The 16511-nt window shown below is 48.7% G+C and carries 13 protein-coding genes; 7 read left to right on the top strand and 6 right to left on the bottom strand.

The genetic code is table 11. The annotated features are described in order from the left end of the window. The first annotated feature begins 84 nt into the window (after positions 1 to 84). The 3 genes from LQ777_RS04035 to LQ777_RS04025 all read left to right on the top strand — a co-directional run bounded on the left by LQ777_RS04035 (position 85) and on the right by LQ777_RS04025 (position 4797). Positions 85 to 2235, top strand: coding sequence for an alpha-L-fucosidase (locus tag LQ777_RS04035; RefSeq protein ID WP_232561238.1), 2151 nt, complete (start codon positions 85 to 87; stop codon positions 2233 to 2235). Between the two features lie 70 nt (positions 2236 to 2305). Then, positions 2306 to 3664 (top strand): glutamine synthetase family protein, encoded by a 1359-nt coding sequence (locus LQ777_RS04030; protein WP_232561237.1) that lies wholly within the window; start codon positions 2306 to 2308, stop codon positions 3662 to 3664. A 92-nt stretch (positions 3665 to 3756) separates the two neighbouring features. After that, entirely contained in the window at positions 3757 to 4797 is a 1041-nt protein-coding gene (locus LQ777_RS04025; protein ID WP_232562794.1) for a protein kinase family protein, read from the top strand. Positions 4798 to 4833: 36 nt separating this feature from the next. Here LQ777_RS04025 and LQ777_RS04020 read toward each other — a convergent pair whose 3' ends face one another. Beyond that, positions 4834 to 5541 carry a hypothetical protein gene (locus LQ777_RS04020; RefSeq protein ID WP_232561236.1) on the bottom strand — a complete coding sequence of 236 codons (708 nt, stop codon included), beginning with the start codon at positions 5539 to 5541 and terminating at the stop codon, positions 4834 to 4836. A gap of 294 nt (positions 5542 to 5835) precedes the next feature. On the opposite strand from LQ777_RS04020, the gene LQ777_RS04015 reads away from it, so the two are divergent. Both LQ777_RS04015 and LQ777_RS04010 read left to right on the top strand, forming a co-directional pair. After that, complete coding sequence (locus LQ777_RS04015) at positions 5836 to 6204, top strand: DUF7674 family protein (protein ID WP_232561235.1); 369 nt, start codon at positions 5836 to 5838, stop codon at positions 6202 to 6204. Further along, the gene (locus LQ777_RS04010) at positions 6201 to 6812 is read left to right on the top strand and encodes a GNAT family N-acetyltransferase (protein ID WP_232561234.1); all 612 of its coding nucleotides are present in this window, start codon (positions 6201 to 6203) and stop codon (positions 6810 to 6812) included. Before LQ777_RS04015 ends, LQ777_RS04010 begins: the two co-directional genes overlap by 4 nt. Here LQ777_RS04010 and LQ777_RS04005 read toward each other — a convergent pair. The 4 genes from LQ777_RS04005 to LQ777_RS03990 form a co-directional block, all read right to left on the bottom strand. Then, on the bottom strand, positions 6809 to 7552 hold the full coding sequence (locus LQ777_RS04005) for a GLPGLI family protein (RefSeq protein ID WP_232561233.1): 744 nt from the start codon (positions 7550 to 7552) through the stop codon (positions 6809 to 6811). The genes LQ777_RS04010 and LQ777_RS04005 overlap by 4 nt on opposite strands. Before the next feature lie 42 nt (positions 7553 to 7594). Continuing rightward, complete coding sequence (locus LQ777_RS04000) at positions 7595 to 10453, bottom strand: TonB-dependent receptor domain-containing protein (RefSeq protein ID WP_232561232.1); 2859 nt, start codon at positions 10451 to 10453, stop codon at positions 7595 to 7597. A 240-nt stretch (positions 10454 to 10693) separates the two neighbouring features. After that, entirely contained in the window at positions 10694 to 12019 is a 1326-nt protein-coding gene (pabB, locus tag LQ777_RS03995; protein ID WP_232561231.1) for an aminodeoxychorismate synthase component I, read from the bottom strand. Between the two features lie 2 nt (positions 12020 to 12021). After that, positions 12022 to 13044, bottom strand: coding sequence for an NYN domain-containing protein (locus LQ777_RS03990; RefSeq protein ID WP_232561230.1), 1023 nt, complete (start codon positions 13042 to 13044; stop codon positions 12022 to 12024). Positions 13045 to 13298: 254 nt separating this feature from the next. On the opposite strand from LQ777_RS03990, the gene hisB reads away from it, so the two are divergent. Together hisB and LQ777_RS03980 are read left to right on the top strand one after the other, a co-directional pair. After that, positions 13299 to 14447, top strand: coding sequence for a bifunctional histidinol-phosphatase/imidazoleglycerol-phosphate dehydratase HisB (gene hisB / locus LQ777_RS03985; protein WP_232561229.1), 1149 nt, complete (start codon positions 13299 to 13301; stop codon positions 14445 to 14447). A 288-nt stretch (positions 14448 to 14735) separates the two neighbouring features. Then, positions 14736 to 15302 carry a 1-acyl-sn-glycerol-3-phosphate acyltransferase gene (locus tag LQ777_RS03980; RefSeq protein WP_232561228.1) on the top strand — a complete coding sequence of 189 codons (567 nt, stop codon included), beginning with the start codon at positions 14736 to 14738 and terminating at the stop codon, positions 15300 to 15302. An 8-nt stretch (positions 15303 to 15310) separates the two neighbouring features. On the opposite strand, the gene lpxB is transcribed toward LQ777_RS03980, so the two are convergent. Further along, positions 15311 to 16435, bottom strand: a complete 1125-nt coding sequence (lpxB, locus tag LQ777_RS03975) for a lipid-A-disaccharide synthase (RefSeq protein ID WP_232561227.1) — start codon at positions 16433 to 16435, stop codon at positions 15311 to 15313. Between the last annotated feature and the right edge of the window lie 76 nt (positions 16436 to 16511).

Raw genomic sequence — 16511 nt, 5'->3', positions numbered from 1 at the left:
TTATGAAGATAGGCAGCCTGTTTCGTTTGTGTAACTGATTCAGTTTTTATAAATCGCACTGCTTACATCATTCGCAGCGCTTTTATGACGATCAGAACAGTTCTGTTAGCGGCTCTTGCCGTCATTTCGTTTTCTTCTCTCCACGCCCAGATCGAGCCGAAAGCGCTGAAAGAATGGAAAGACCAGAAGTATTCCATGTTCATTCACTTTGGCGGGATCTATTCGGTGTTGGGTGGCGTCTGGAACGATAAACCCGTTACGGTTGGCCTAAGCGAACAGATACAGGCCCACGCGGGTATTTACAGCGATACGTATGCGCGCGTAGCCCGCCAGTTTAATCCCACCCACTGGAACGCTGACTCGATTGCGCTGCTTGCTAAACGGGCGGGTATGCGCTCGATTGTGATAACCTCAAAACACCACGACGGTTTTTGCATGTTCAAAACGGCAACGACTGATTTTAACGTGGTTGACGCTACGCCCTTTAAACGCGATGTAATTAAGGAGCTTTCGGATGCCTGCCGCCGACACGGGATCACGTTTGGCTTATATTTCTCCCTGATCGACTGGCATTTTCCGGAAGCATCACCCATTTCGAGCCACAATTCTGATCTTATTACGCCCGCCCATCATACTTACAATAAACAACAGATTACTGAGCTTTTAACGAACTATGGTCCCGTGGCCGAACTCTGGTTCGATATGGGTTCTCAGTCGCTGGAACAAAGCCGCGACATGCGCAATCTGGTTCATCGGTTGCAACCCAACTGCATGATCGGTAGCCGCATCGGCAACGACATGGGCGATTTCACGGTGATGGGCGACAACCAGGAACCCGACTATACCATTGGTGTACCCTGGCAATCACCCGCGTCGTTTTTTGATGAGACGTGGGGGTACCGGTCCTGGCAGAAGCACGTGCCGGAAGATGAAAAATACCGGGAGAAGCTAACCAGCCTTATTCGAGTCGTCAGCCGGGGTGGCAAATATTTACTCAACATCGGCCCCAAAGGCGATGGCTCGGTTGTTCCGTACGAGAAAGATATCTTGCTGAAAATAGGGAGCTGGCTGCAAAAAAACGGCGAAGCGATCTACGGTGTCGATCCCGATCCTTTTTATACGACGTTTGCCTGGGGCAGCGTGACCAGCCGTCCCAACAAATTGTACCTTCACGTGCTTTCCCGACCGGAAGGCAACAAAATAACACTATCTAATCTGACAGGAACCATCAAGAGCGTATCCGTTCTGGGGGAGAAAACGGAATCCATGCGTTTTAACCAGGAAAAAAATGGCCCTGTAATCACGCTTCCTTCCGGCCTGAATCCGAAAAAAGAAGTCAATGTACTTGTTGTTGAGTTTGCCGATGGCTACAAAGTAGCGCCTTACAATCCAGTTTCGGAATCGGACAAGAAAATTTTACTTACCAGCGCCAACGCTTACAAGCACTACAGCAATTCGGGCGTCGATTACAATTCTCGCTTCCAGAGTACCGTAGCGGAATCCTGGACCGTACAGCCGCGTCAGTCGGGCCGCTTCCGGCCAACGCTCGTGTATACCGACGAAGAGAAAGGACAGAAAATCGATTTAACCCTCGCTACCAACACATCGGTTGTGACCTTGGATGGTGATAAGCCGATCAAGCTGGCAACCGATCTGTCAAAACTAACCTTTGGCCCAATTTACCTATCTGGCCCCTTTGACTCAGGTATCGGCGACCTAAGCAGCGACGCCCAAAACATCGATCCTGCTAAACCCTGGCCTACTGCTAAAGGACAGCTTTGGCAACCGAAAAGCGACTGGAAAAATGGACAAGTCTACCCCTTACCCGCCGACATGACAACTGCGTATTATCTATTGCAGGAAATCACGGCTCCCGCTGATCAATCCGTACTGGTCGGTATTACCAGCGGTGACGGCTTGGTCGTTGCGCTCAATGGGAAGCAATTGTTTGTGCGCAACAACCCGGAAAAGAAGCCCTCAGAAAAAGATGTCCTGCTGCTTCCTCTGCAAAAAGGAAAGAATCAACTGCTGGTCAAGCTATTCAATAATTTTCAGAAGCAGACGCCGGCTGGTATAGATTATGATGTCCCGCAGGTTATTTACCGGAAACAACTATCGCCCGTTTCGTTGAAAGGTGGGTCGTATTATCCCGTTCGCTGGCAGGCCCACAACCCCGTTTCGCCCCACCGGACGCTTCTTTTACCAAATATGGAAGTAGAATGGATAAAAGAATAAAGTTAGACTCTGTTACCTTGCACCTTTCGGTAACGTCATTTAACGTAGCTCTTCGTCACAGAAACACGCCATGAATCAACAAGACATCATCGCCTTCATCAAACAAAACGACAACGCCAAAATCAAGTATGCCTTTGCTGACATTGATGGTGTGTTACGCGGTAAAATCATTAGTCGGCAAAAATTTCTGGATGGGCTGAACGATGGCTACGGCTTCTGCGATGTTGTCTGGGGTTGGGACTCCTCCGATACGCCTTACGATAACGGGCGAACGACTGGCTGGCATTCCGGCTATCCCGATGCGCCTGTTCGCCTTGACCTAACCACATTTCGGCAAATACCCTGGGAAAATAACATTCCTTTTTTTCTCGCGGATTTTAGTCAGCCCGATGGCAACGATCTGGCAGCCTGCCCCCGGTCGCTGCTAAAACGAATTGCGGCTCAGTGCCAGGACATGGGTTATCATGCCGAATACGCGCAGGAATTTGAGTGGTTCAACTTTCGGGAAACCCCGCAGAGTCTGCACCAGAAGGATTTTCGCAACCTCGAAACGCTGACGCCGGGGATGTTTGGTTACTCGATCCTGCGTCCGTCGCTTGAGCGTTCGTTTTACCACGACTTATTTGATCTGCTGAGTCAGTTCGATATTCCTCTCGAAGGGCTTCATACCGAAACTGGACCGGGCGTATACGAAGCCGCGATCATACACGACGATGTGGTGCGGGCTGCGGACAAAGCCGTTTTGTTTAAAACGGCGGTTCGGGAAATTGCGTACCGACACGGGCTTGTGGCTACGTTCATGGCGAAGTGGAACGCAGACCTGCCGGGTTGCAGCGGCCATATTCATCAAAGTCTGTGGAGTGCCGAAAAAACGAAAAACCTGTTTTACGATCCGGCCCGACCCAACCGCATGAGCGAACTGATGAGCCAGTTCATTGCGGGTCAGTTGTACTGTCTACCGCACATTACGCCTATGTTTGCCCCTACTGTCAATAGCTACAAGCGGCTGGTTGAAGGAGCCTGGGCCCCCACAACCGTAACCTGGTCGGTGGATAACCGCACCACGGCGTTGCGCGTATTGAACCGTACCGAAGCCTACACACGCGTTGAACATCGGGTTTCCGGATCGGATTCCAACCCTTATCTGGCCATTGCTGCGGCTCTGGCGTCCGGCCTATATGGTATCCGTCACCAGCTAACTCTCGACATTCCGGCTTCCGTCGGGAATGGCTACGTCGATAAACAACACGGCGTTATACCCGCCAACTTATCCGAAGCGACGCGGGCAATGGCAAAATCTTCGGTGGCAAATGAACTGTTTGGGGCCGAATTTGTTGACCATTTCACCCGCTCGCGTGACTGGGAATGGCGGCAATACGTCGGTCAGGTCAGTGATTGGGAATTAAAACGATATTTTGAAATTATATAAAAGTTTTTAGTCCTTTGCTTTCCATATCTGTTTAGTACTTCTCCTGCATGGTACACAGTCCGGAAACAAAAATTGAAAGCTATAATTCGTTCATGCGTCTTGTCGATTATCCCTCTATTATAAAAAAAGCCTGGGCGAGTTTCGATCCGTCGGTCCAGATTCAAACCATTACGGATATAAGTGCCAAGGTTTCGACCAATCACGTTTTTAAAGTTGTCTTTGAGGATGGTGAAAGCATTATTGCGAAGCTCTCCTACTTTGGCAAGTACGAACACTTTGTCGAAGATCATCGCATTATTCACGCCCTCTCAAACAATTTACTATATCCGTTTGAGAATGTGCTCGCTAAATCGCTGGTGCGTGATGGTCAGGTGTATACGTATCGCCACAAAGAAGGCATGGTCGACGCCTGGGTCGTGTTTTACAATCCAATCCGTAGTCAGTACAAATTACCGCGTCGGCTGGAAGAGGAGCATATCCGAAAGATGGGGTCGCAGATCGCTAAATTTCATAAAGCCTGTTCACGCGTTAGCACGGTCCTGCCCCAATCGTCGAAAACCTTGCGCTCCGACGTATGGGATTTGCTGGATATGCTGGAAACGGAAAACGGCCAGTTTGAACACCGGCTGCACATCGAGGAGCTAAAAAGGCAGTGTCATCTGTTTCTGGAAAACCGGCAAAAGCTGGTCGCCAAGACGGTTGAAACCATGCCTGTGTTTGTTGACTGGAATATCGGTAATTTCTCGGTAACGGAGAATCTGGAGTTGTATTCCCGTTGGGATTACGATTGGTTCAGAATCAGTTATCGCGTGATGGATTTTTACTTTTTCAGTCGGGTTACCTCCAACATTGGCGACCGTACGGTATTTAGTTACGTCATTGGGCCACTCATGGAAGACCGTTTCCTGATGTTTCTACAAGAATATCACAAGGTATATCCGTTGACGGAAAACGAAATCCGCTTTCTGCCCGAAGTTTACCGCTTCTTTATTCTCAACTACGTCATTAAGTACGGTCGGTATTTCTTTCACCGCACCTACGCCACGAAACTTCAGCGGGAAGCCTACCAAACGTATTTCCCGTCTATCGAAACCTTCGACGCCGATAAAATTCTCAGAGCGTTAGGCATTTGATCAGTAAGGCGGCTTTGAAAGCCGCCTTACTCTTTTTCAGGTTGTGCCCCAGGCGTACCAATGGCCACTGATCTTGGCCCATCGGATCAGTTCGCCACAATCGTTGTAGGTAGGCATCGTTCCGGTTTCTGAATAGGCTATACCGTAACAGTTGTCAATCAGCCCATCCTCTGTAAACGAGATGGTTCCATCTGGCAAAATGGCAAAACTCATGTACTCCGTTTCAATCAAACCTTGCCGAATGGCTTCAAAATGCTGTCGATCAACGCCTTCCCGAGCCAATGCTTCGTTGAGCAGGTATTTTTTGGGAGACGTTTCGAATTCGCGGACGGTGTCTTTGCTATTGAACTCATAAGCCGTACCGTTAAGGATCTTCCAGGATCGCTGTCCATCTGACATCTTTTCGATTTTCCCATAGCTTTTTATGTCGCTGACCATCTTATTCAGCGCACTCTCGTTAAGCTTAAAATAAATAAAATCACTTATGTGAGCCAGCAAGCCACGGCTGTACCAAAACAACACGATAGCACCTATCGCTATCGGTAGATAGTAGAATCTATGGGGATTACCCGTTTCTGTAATGGTAAGTCTGATCGCCGAAAGAATCAATAGGATGAGCGACAGAAGCAATAGAAAGGCAAAGAGAAAAGGACCAATTAGCCGCCCCCCAAAAGCCAAAAGAAGGTAGGGTACCGCAGCACCAATGATAAAAAAAACGGCAGTAGTTCTAAGCTTAATTTTCATTCCTTACTAGCAAATTGGCACAGCTCCAAGATACATAAAACGTTGGTTCACGAGCTCTGTTGGCATCCGGCTAGCGAAAGCCATACTCCTCCCATCCCCTATCCAATCCTATTTAGCTATTTTGGAGGACATACCCTTCTATTATGATAAGCCATTTTATCAGAATGACGCACTATTATTAGCATCCTAAGTTCGCTTTCCCAGTAATTGGTTGATTATCAACGGTGCTCTTAAGCCTAAATAATGTGGCACGAAATTGCTAATTAGTCGGAAAGAACGTCAATAATCATCGCTATGAATGATGTGATTAGTAAAGCCGATTTGCTCAACCTACTGATCAATCGGATACCAGAAGCCCGGCGAGAATTTATGTGCTTACCGCGCGAAACCAGTATCTATACAACACTGCATAAACTTTGCGAAGTCACTTCCGTCTTGGCCCACCAGAATAAGTTCAGAGCCGTAAAACGCTGTTTGCTGGCCGCTGAAGAACTCTTGAAAGATGGCGACAAACAAGTAAGCAACGCAGTCTGTACGGTTTTCATCTACCGACTGGCTATGCTGATGGATAAACGGGACGACCGCTCGGAAGTGATTCACTACCTGTTGCCACGCAGTCTACGCACCGAATACCATCGCCAACTAAATGCCTGTATTCCATGATAGCCTTTTCAGATAGCCGAATCAACGAAAACGCAACGGTGGCCAGTGGCTTAACGGTTGTAGTTGCATCGGATGCCCACCTGATTCACGTAGAATCGATCTGTCGTACAATAGCCGAGAGCGCCCACGCCCGAGGAACGGGTATTGCCGGGCGCTCTCCGGCTTATTTGCGCCAGAAAATACAGGATGGTAGAGCCATCATCGCCCTGCTGCCAGACGGCCAGTGGGCTGGATTTGCTTATCTGGACGTTTGGGAAAATGGTCAATACATTTCGCATTCCGGTCTGATCGTGGCACCAGATTTTCGCCGACACGGTGTTGCGCAGCACACCAAGCGAGCCTTGTTTGACTTAAGCCGCTGCCTTTTTCCAAACGCGAAACTATTCAGCATTACAACGGGTCAGGCGGTGATGAATCTTAACAGTCAACTAGGTTTTCGCCCCGTTGCCTTCAGCGAATTACCACAGGATGAACGCTTCTGGAATCAGTGTTCATCCTGTCAAAACTGCGATATTCTGGCCAGAACGGATCGAAAATATTGCCTCTGCACCGGTATGTTATATGACCCGGCAACGGCATCCAATCCACGGGTTGACGGTCTTTGTTAATACCGGATTGTCCAGTACGGATTACGATGAGCGGTCATGCTTTCGGCAATATGCTGGCGGATTATGGTATCGTACTGAGCGTCAGTTATCTTTTTGCCTTTTGTTTTTGGGAGTTTCAAGTCTTCGGGCGTCAACGTTTTGAAGTTGACGTTCGTTGCTTCGACAACAACATCGCCATCGTTCACATTCAGTTCCAGAATCAGGCCCGGTAGCCCCGTGTAGCGCTCGGGGCCTGCCGGAACCGGAATATCCTGCGCGAACCAGGCTACAATTTTCTGCTTTTTGATAGGGTCTTCGGCTTCGGCTTTCATGCAGATATAACCAGCGACTTCTTTGATCTGGTTACCAATTTTCCAGGTTGGGGTGTGCAGCGAATCGTCGATAACGTACGTTTTACCAAGCATTTCGATGATGTCGGTTTTCTTGTCTTTCTCGAAGTTTCGATACAGTAAGAACTCCGATCTGCGCCATGAGTAACCGCTCTCGGAAGGCTCATCACTGCTGTATGTGTAGATGCTTTCGTTGGCGTTAAACGCCAGCTTCATTTTTTCTTTGGATTCATCATCGTTTTTCCAGGTTTGAGCGGCCCGATCCTTCTCTTCCTGACTCAAAAACGACATGCGATTGATGAGTTTAGTCCAGTACGTTTTTCGTTCGTACGTCGCGATACCCTCGGTTTTCTGGGCCTGGGCTGTTACCGTAGCCAGTATAGCAAAAAGTAAAACAAGAAGGCGGTTCATAATTATTTCGGTTTGGGTTTATGGCTTCAGGGTTCGTAGTCGTTAATATCCATCCCGGCGCATCTTTGCCTGAACGCCACGCATGTTGTAAGTAAAGCTGAGCATAAAATACCGGGCCAGCGTCGCAATCCGTTCATCCTGCACATAGTTTTGCCCCGCGTACTGCGACACCACTACGTTTCGGTTCAGCATATCGACAGCCGTCAAACGCACTTCTGCTTTCTTAGCCTTACCCATGATTTTGTACACAGACGCATTCCAGATGGGGATTTGCTGATGGAAATCCAATCGGTCGTTTCTGTAAGTCCGGTAGTTCAGCGATGTGTTCACGTAAAAATCAGCGGGCAGCTTCAGGTTTAAGTCGCCCCGGTAGTTGTTATTGATAATAATCTGGTTCTGCGCTGTGTTGATCGAGTAGCGCGTATCGATGATCCCCCAATTGGCGTTCGCGTAAAAGGTTAGCCATTCGGTGGGCGTCAGGTCCAGCCGCGTACCGATGTTGTAATTCTGATTATTTGTCTCGTTCAACACCTGGTTGATTCTCGTCAGATTCTTCCCGAAGTTTAGTTGTGTGTTGAGGTTCAGCGTCGCTTTGGTTTTCTTGAGGGGGAAGCCAAAATTTAGGTACGAACCAATGCTACGGCCACCAGTGAGGTTTTCGGGCCGCGTTCTCGTAATCAGCGTCTGTGGATCTACCGTTTGGCTGTAGACAATCTGATTTTCGAAATACGATCCGTAGAGGTTGACGTTTACGTTGGTAAAGTTTCCGGGGTTAAAGTAATAAAATCCTGCGTTCAGGTTATGTTCCAGCTGAGGCAGCAAGTCAGGGTTTCCTTCGTTGATAAACAAAGGATTGCTGTTGTTGATAATCGGTTGCAGATCGCGCGACGAAGGAATACGGACGTTGAGCCCATAACCACCGTAGAGGTACCGATTTTTCTTCATGTCATAGTTGAGCGACAGATTCGGCACCAAGGTGGTAAAGGTTCGATTGATCCGGTTAAATTGAGTCGATGTCTGATCCGGCGCGTACTCCCCGTCGAGTGTAAATTGCTGACCAGCCAAACCGGCCGATACGTTCATTCCTTTGAACGAATAGCGGATGCTGGAGCCAAGCCGGTTGTAGAGGTAATTATTTTTGTAATAGCGGCTCAGCGAGTCATTGCGACTCATACCGGCATCACCTACGTTCAATACGTTGCGATCAACTTCATCGTACCGGAGGCTGAAATTGTAAAACGTCTCCCAGAAAAACTTTTTGGCAAACGGCTCTACGTACTGCAAGCTAACCTTATACTCGTTACGCAGGCTATTGGTATTCTGGTCCTGCCGAATCACCCGCAACATGTCGTTTACGCTCGTTGCCTGTAAGAACTCGTTGCGCGCATCGAGATCAAGCGTCGCATCGTTCGTATTGATCTGATACGTAGCACTGGCGGCAAACGAACGCCCCATTTTCTTAAATTTCAAGCGGTAAAGCGCTGTATTCGCCATACCAAACTGCCGCGCTGTACTGAAGTTCTTGGTTCGGTTGCGCGTCGAAAGCGCTTCTCCACCGTTGGCTCCGGCGCTCCGGTACAGATCCTGAAACGTCAGCAGATTCGTGTTTCCGTTGTTTAGACGAGCATTGCTCAACACAACCAGCGTATTAGTCGAATCGAGCATCTGTTCGTAACGCAGGCTTACCCGATGATTGCCATTGAAGTTGATCTGGTTGCTGTTCTCTTCGGTCCGGTACGAGCTAGCTTCCAGAAGGTTTCTCCGGTTGCGCTCCGCATCCAGCTCAATTCGACTCTGATTGTAGTAATAACTGGTACTGAGCTTGGTCTTTTTTGTGTCGTAGTTGTAGTTGACGCCCCCCGCCACATTGTTTGAAAAACCCCGACCATCGCCCCCGCCGACGGGTATTCCGAGCGTTTCATCGTCATTGCCAAAGTAAATAGACCGGCCACTTCCTCCGAATCCAAAGTCGGCATTGTCGTTCCAGTTGAACGAATTGCTACCCCGAAAGTCCTGATAATCGTTGAAAGATAAACCGTCCTGATTCGTATTGTTGGCGAGTCCGATAACCGAAAACTGCCGCTTCGAATCAAACTTGTTGTAATTGCCTTTGATTTCCCCGCGCGCCGATACATCGTTGGATGCCGGTCCGCCACCAGCGGTCAACTTTCCGAACCCTCCTTTTTTGAACTGTTCTTTCAGTTCCAGATTTACGGTTTTTTCCTTTTTACCGTCTTGTACGCCCGTCAGTTTGGACTGTTCGGTTTTATCGTTGAACACCTGAACTTTCGAGATGGATTCGGCTTGTAAGTTCTTGGTAGCCAGCTTCGGGTCATTGCCAAAGAAACTTTTCCCATCAACCGTCACCTTTTTTACTTCCTCCCCCTGCGCCCGAATATTGCCATCCTGATCGATCTGCACGCCCGGCAGTTTACGCAGCAAATCTTCGACGGTCGAACCGGGGGGCACTTTAAACGAACTGGCATTATACTCAATCGTGTCCCCTTTGATTGTGAGTGGAGCCTTGGCCGTTCTGACGACTACTTCGAATAGCTCTTTCGTGATCGGTTTCAGCTTTAGCGCGCCCAGGTTGACAACCGATTCACTGCCTGACTTAATCACCTGATTGTAGGGGATAAAGCCGACGAACGAAATTTTCAGCACGTACGTCCCCGATTTAACATTCTTGAATGAGAAAGCCCCTTTTTCGTCGGTTCGGGTAAAATTAACAAGCGACGAATCTTTGGGGCTTAGCAACATGACTGTTGACGAAGGTAGCGGAGCGGCAGCGGTATCAACGGCTTGCCCCTGTAACGTAAAGCGCGACGGTGCTGCCGGGTTTTGGGCGTAGACAACGGCCGCAAATAGCCATAGCACGGCCATGACGAAAAGGTTTTTCATTAGGGAATAGGTAAAGGTTGAACGGGTGTATTACGGGCAAATATAACCGGCTTCGAATGGCCGGTTATACGGTTAACGTTTTTTAACTATTTTTATAGTAGCGTATTTAGTAAGCGGTATACCGGACTTACAACAAGCGCATTTTGTTAAAAAACGGCACTTTGCTCATAGAAGAAGGAGCGAAATTTGGGTGGATTCCACACGGAAAAGGCAATAATATTTTAAACGGTAGCTGCTTGACTAAGTGCGCTTGGCGTGCAGATAGCTCTCGACTACTTCTCGAATGGCTCGTGCTTTTAGCAGGCATTCCTCCCATTCCTGTTCAGGGATCGCATCGTAGGTTATTGCGCTTCCTACCGAAAAAGATGCGTACTGACGCTGGGCATCATACAACAGCGTTCGAATGACAACGCTGAAATCAAAATCACCCTCAGGCGTGATGAACCCAATGGCCCCCGAGTAGAGCCCCCGCCGACTGACTTCCAACTTGTCGATCAGTTCCATCGACCGAATTTTGGGTGCACCCGTCATACTACCCATCGGGAAAGCGTGGCGAATAGCATCGGCCCAGGTAACTGTATCGCGTAAGGTTGCCGAAACGGTGGAGATCATCTGATAGACCTGCTGAAAGCCATAAATACCGAAGAGTTCATCGACCTGTACAGAACCCGTTTGAGCGCTACGGGCCAGATCGTTACGCACCAGATCGACAATCATCAGGTTTTCGGCCCGTTCTTTTTCGGAATGAACCAACTGCTCGCGCAGCATGACGTCTTCTTGCGCGTTACGCCCCCGCCGAATGGTTCCTTTGATGGGCTGCGACAGAATTTTTGGTCCCTGCTTCTTTAAAAATCGCTCCGGTGAAGCACCGATGCTATACTGATCGCCTAGTTTGAGTAGGCTTGAAAACGGCATGGGCGACCGTTCATTCAACGCTCGGTAGACAGTTAAAGGATCAAGTAGGACCTGCTCGACGAAAAACTCGATGCAGTAGTTTAGTTCATACACATCACCAGCTCGAATATGCTGCTGAATCCGACGGACATTCGCCTGGTATTCTTCAGGCGAAACACGGCATTGGACACCCTTGCTGGTGCGTTGAGCTGTCTTGTCTGCGTACTCTTTTTGGAAACCCGTAAGCTTGATCGCTTCAATTAGCGAATCAGGATCATTGCCACCCCAGACGATTATGCCATCTTCTTCAAAATCAATGACCCACTCGGGTTCGACAAAATAAGCATTAGGCAGACCCAGTCGGTTCGGATTACGGCTGCCTAGCGTTTCAAGCTCATTCTTCAGGTCGTACCCTAAGTAACCAACCAAAAATCCTGGCTGCTCCGTGTACGCTTTGTACAACTCCTGAAACGTGTCCGTATCTGAAAATGAAACGACCCGTTTCGCCCCGACAAACAGTCGATTGGGAAACGGGTCATTGGGATAAGCAATCTTATTACTGTTTAGAAAAGCCACGAAGCCGTGCTGGTGCGCCTGCTGGTCCAAAGCCCACGCTAGTGCTTTCCACCGAAACGCCAGTGCATCATCAATGGCCACGCGCTTTGTGTTCATACTTACGAGCGTAATAGCCGTACGTCAACCGCGATATCTTTCCCTTCGGCGTTCTGACCAACGGTGAACTCAACTTCGTCGTCTACCTGCAATTCGTTGAAATCGGTATCAATCAGGCTTGTGTAGTGAAAGAACAAGTTGTTGGGCGGAAAATTCACGAAACCGTAACCCGTCTTTAAACTACGAATGGTACTGATTTTACGACCTTCCGGATCGGGGTCTATGCCGTCCGCGATGTTATAATTAGGCTCATCGGACTGTAAATAATCGTCGTATCCTTCTTCGGGAATCCCACCGCTGAAGCCATTGGTGTAGCTTCCACTATTGCTGGTTACTGCCGTGAATGTCGGGCGGGCCTGCTGCTGTTGCGGCTTGACAAACAAGTTTTGGATAACGATATCGTTTCGACGGCTCCGGTCGTCGATCAGGCCGTGCATAGCTACCGGATAGGATACTTCTTCGAGCAGATCCTGCGACGTACGGGTTACCTGCTTTTCGCCCTGCTCGTTCAGGAACTCAAAGTCCCAACTCAGCACCATAATCCGTGAGCCAAGCGTATTCAGCTTACGGATCAGCGGCACATAATCGCCGTCGGAAGTTATCAACACAACTACGTCAAACTTCTTGTACTGCGCCAATTCAAAGGCTTCGAGAGCCAGCCAGACATCGATGCCTTTCTCCTGGCGATACCCCTGGTAGGTTTTTACGGGCAGATAATGCGTAACAACCCCCTCCGACATCAGAATGTCGTCGAATAAACGGTCGTAGAATAATTGATTCCCCCGCTGGTTGGCTTCGTGGGCATTCAGGCGTCCTCTAAAATAATGCGCATCTACAATCTGACATAAACGCTCATTGACCCCTTCTTCTTCGGCAACCTGACGGCGTATAAATGCGTGTAAACCGGATATACTGATTCGACTACGTCGTTCGTGAGAATAATTATAATAATTGCTTACGTGTAAAAAATAGTTTCCGTCATAAAAAACCCCAATACGGGTCAATCTGGATGCTGTTGTAGGCATAGTTTATCTTGCAGTATATGTATGGTACGAAATGCACTTTTATTAATATCGTTTTCTATGATGGGATAGATAGCTTACTTTTTTACCAGTAAAGCGAGTTACGAACTGATAGGACTTTAAACGTATAAAACCAGAGAGGGTGTAACAGAATCCTTTTTGTAAGAGTATCGAAAACGCTAAGACACCGCAAAATTAATAGGTTTTCGCTTACAATACGGTCGGTAAGGTATCTTTGTCAGCCAGATATTCTTTTTATGCGAAAAATATTATTCATTGACCGTGACGGTACACTTATTATTGAGCCTCAACCCGATCAGCAGGTCGATTCCCTAGCGAAACTCGATTATATTCCTAAAGCGATTTCGGCGATGCGTAAAATTGCCGAGGAGACCGACTATGAGTTGGTGATGGTTACTAACCAGGATGGCCTCGGCACCAGTTCGTTTCCGGAAGATACGTTCTGGCCGGCACATAACAAAATGCTGGCTACGTTCTCGAGCGAGAATATTTCGTTCTCTGCGGTACACATCGACCGCCATTTTCCCCACGAGAACTCGCTTACCCGCAAACCCGGTATCGGAATGCTCACGCAGTATTTAAGCGATGCATACGACCTTGCCAACAGCTACGTTATCGGCGACCGCCTGACCGACGTACAACTAGCCGTTAATCTGGGGGCTAAAGCCATTCTGTTTTTGCCGCCGAACGGATTAGCCACGGTACAAGCTGCCGATGTTACGGGCCTAACCGACGAAATGAAACAGGTGATTGCCTTCACAACCGACGATTGGGATAAGATTTACGAATTTTTGCGCTTGCCCGCCCGCGTCGCTACCGTTGAACGCAATACAAAAGAAACGCAGATTCGGGTCGATCTAAACCTTGATGGCCGGGGTCAGGCCGACATGCATACGGGTCTTGGCTTCTTCGACCACATGCTCGATCAGGTAGCCAAGCATTCAGGGGCGGATCTTTCCATTCATGTAAAAGGCGATCTGCACATTGATGAACACCATACCATCGAGGATACGGCCCTCGCGCTGGGCGAAGCGTACCGACGTGCGCTGGGCGACAAACGGGGAATCAGCCGCTACGGTTTCTTACTCCCTATGGATGAAGCACTTGCTCAGGTAGCTATTGACTTTTCGGGCAGGCCCTGGCTGGTGTGGGAGGCCGAATTCCGGCGCGAAAAAGTCGGCGATATGCCAACCGAAATGTTCTTTCACTTCTTTAAATCATTCTCCGATGCGGCCTTGTGCAACCTGAACATCAAAGTAGAAGGTGACAATGAGCATCATAAGATTGAAGCGATTTTTAAAGCGTTTGCCAAAGCCATAAAAATGGCCGTTGGACGCGATATTAAAGAACTTGACAACCTTCCGAGTACGAAGGGCGTTCTGTAATAAGTCGTTGATTTTAGAACCCAGCAGACGATTTTTACTTTTTGTCTGACTCCCGGTGCTTAATATCCAACGTCTATCGTATTTTTGCATCCGAATTCAACTGAATACCGACATGGATTTATCAACTCCGCTAACTATTCTGTTCTACGTTGTTTTACTCTCAGCAGCCTTCGTTACGGGTCGCTGGTTAGAGCGCAAAGACCGGAAGTACTAAATACGTTTTCAATTTATAGTTTTCAGCCAGCGACACCCACTGAAAACTATAAATTGGAAACCACACATCAACTGATGCTAAGTGCTCTAACCCGTTGGTTATTTAAAATTGCCGGATGGCGGGTAGTTGGTCCTATACCGCATTTACCCAAAGGTATCTGGGCGGTTGCTCCTCATACGACCAACTGGGACTTTTTGATTGGTCTGGGGATTCGCCCTACCATTCACATCTGGATTCAATATCTGGCTAAAAGCTCGCTTTTTACGTGGTATGCGGGCTGGCTTTTTCGCCTGTTAGGCGGCAAACCTGTTTATCGCGACAAATCGCGTAACATGGTTGATTCGGTGGTTAACGTGTTTAACCAGAACGAACAACTTCATATTTGCATTGCACCCGAGGGGACTCGCAGCAATGTGGAAAAGCTAAAAACGGGCTTCTATTACATTGCTCTCGAAGCCAACGTACCTATCATTCCGGTTGGTTTCGACTGGCCCCGCAAACTTGCAATTCTTGGCGATCCCATCTACGTGACAGGCGACTACGAGAAAGACATGATTCCTTTCTACGAATTTTTCGCCCAGGTTCACGGTATCAAGAAGGACTGGTTGAAGAAATGGGAAGAAACAGGAGTCATGCAGTAATAGCCTTCCTATCCGTTTTTGTTCGCTTCTGCCAACTCAACCATTTGCTGTCCGGCCCGCTCCGACGCGCCCGGCTCCCCCATTTTCGCTTGTACTTCTGCGTAACCTGCCAATTGTATTTCCCGCCGTTTGTCGCCCGGTAAAATGGCCTGCAATGCATCGGTAACCCGCTCTGTGTTCAAATTGCTCTGGATCAGTTCCGTTACTACTTCCCGGTTGGCGATCAGATTGACGAGCGATATGAACGGTACCGCAATCAGGCTTTTGGCAATGGCGTAAGATATTGTTGTCGTTCTGTAACATACGACCTGCGGGATGTTTAGCAGCGCCGTTTCGAGCGTGGCGGTACCCGATGTAACAAGCGCAGCGGTAGCAATGTGAAGCAGATCGTAAGCCGCATCATTGACCCGTTTAACAGTTGGATAACCAGCCATCAAATTACTGTACAGGGGCGAAGGCAGATTACTGACCGTCCCGACTACGAACTGATAATTCGGGAACTGACGCGTTGCCGCCAGCATAACGGGAAGTATCGAGGTGATTTCCTGCCGACGGCTGCCGGGAAGCAAGGCAATAACCGGCCGATCATCAAGCTTTAGCGTTGACCGAAACGAAGGATTGGGTTTGAAATCCGCAAGCGCATCCAGCAACGGATTGCCAACGTACGATACGTCGTAATCGTACTTGGCAAAAAACTCAGTTTCGAACGGTAGAATCGTGAAGAGCCGATCCACCGTAGCTTTGATTTTCAGCGCACGCCGTTGATTCCAGGCCCAAACCTTTGGCGAAATGTAATAGAACACCCGAATTCCGTGCTTCTTGGCAAAGCGCGCCATGCGTAGATTAAACCCGGCGTAGTCGATTAGAATCAACGCATCCGGGCGATGCTGGAGCACATCGGCCTGGCACTCGCGCAAGATCCGACGGATAGTACCCAAATTTTTAGCGACTTCCAGAAAGCCCATAAACGCCATCTCGCGGTAGTGGCGGACCAGCACAGTCCCAGCCTCCTCCATCTGCTCACCGCCATAAGCCCGACACTGCGCAGCGGGATCATGACGCCGAATAGCCCGGATCAGATTGGCTCCATGTAGATCGCCGGAGCGCTCACCAGCAATTAGATAGTATTTCATCTACAGTCGTAAGTTGTCATCGGTAGTCATTGATATGGCATAAAGTCATTTAATGTTACTGACAACACATTGCTGA

The organism is Spirosoma oryzicola (assembly GCF_021233055.1).
Classification (GTDB): domain Bacteria; phylum Bacteroidota; class Bacteroidia; order Cytophagales; family Spirosomataceae; genus Spirosoma; species Spirosoma oryzicola.
The sequence above is the reverse complement of the archived record's forward strand: the minus strand, read 5'-3'. Positions and strand labels throughout refer to the sequence as shown.

What these genes read in the sequence shown, in the direction of transcription:
- LQ777_RS04005 (WP_232561233.1), bottom strand. Translation starts at nt 7,552, where the DNA reads ATGAACCGCCTTCTTGTTTTACTTTTTGCTATACTGGCTACGGTAACA.
- LQ777_RS04035 (WP_232561238.1), top strand. Translation starts at nt 85, where the DNA reads ATGACGATCAGAACAGTTCTGTTAGCGGCTCTTGCCGTCATTTCGTTT.
- lpxB (WP_232561227.1), bottom strand. Translation starts at nt 16,435, where the DNA reads ATGAAATACTATCTAATTGCTGGTGAGCGCTCCGGCGATCTACATGGA.
- hisB (WP_232561229.1), top strand. Translation starts at nt 13,299, where the DNA reads ATGCGAAAAATATTATTCATTGACCGTGACGGTACACTTATTATTGAG.
- LQ777_RS03990 (WP_232561230.1), bottom strand. Translation starts at nt 13,044, where the DNA reads ATGCCTACAACAGCATCCAGATTGACCCGTATTGGGGTTTTTTATGAC.
- LQ777_RS04020 (WP_232561236.1), bottom strand. Translation starts at nt 5,541, where the DNA reads ATGAAAATTAAGCTTAGAACTACTGCCGTTTTTTTTATCATTGGTGCT.
- pabB (WP_232561231.1), bottom strand. Translation starts at nt 12,019, where the DNA reads ATGAACACAAAGCGCGTGGCCATTGATGATGCACTGGCGTTTCGGTGG.
- LQ777_RS04015 (WP_232561235.1), top strand. Translation starts at nt 5,836, where the DNA reads ATGAATGATGTGATTAGTAAAGCCGATTTGCTCAACCTACTGATCAAT.
- LQ777_RS04030 (WP_232561237.1), top strand. Translation starts at nt 2,306, where the DNA reads ATGAATCAACAAGACATCATCGCCTTCATCAAACAAAACGACAACGCC.
- LQ777_RS03980 (WP_232561228.1), top strand. Translation starts at nt 14,736, where the DNA reads ATGCTAAGTGCTCTAACCCGTTGGTTATTTAAAATTGCCGGATGGCGG.
- LQ777_RS04000 (WP_232561232.1), bottom strand. Translation starts at nt 10,453, where the DNA reads ATGAAAAACCTTTTCGTCATGGCCGTGCTATGGCTATTTGCGGCCGTT.
- LQ777_RS04025 (WP_232562794.1), top strand. Translation starts at nt 3,757, where the DNA reads ATGCGTCTTGTCGATTATCCCTCTATTATAAAAAAAGCCTGGGCGAGT.
- LQ777_RS04010 (WP_232561234.1), top strand. Translation starts at nt 6,201, where the DNA reads ATGATAGCCTTTTCAGATAGCCGAATCAACGAAAACGCAACGGTGGCC.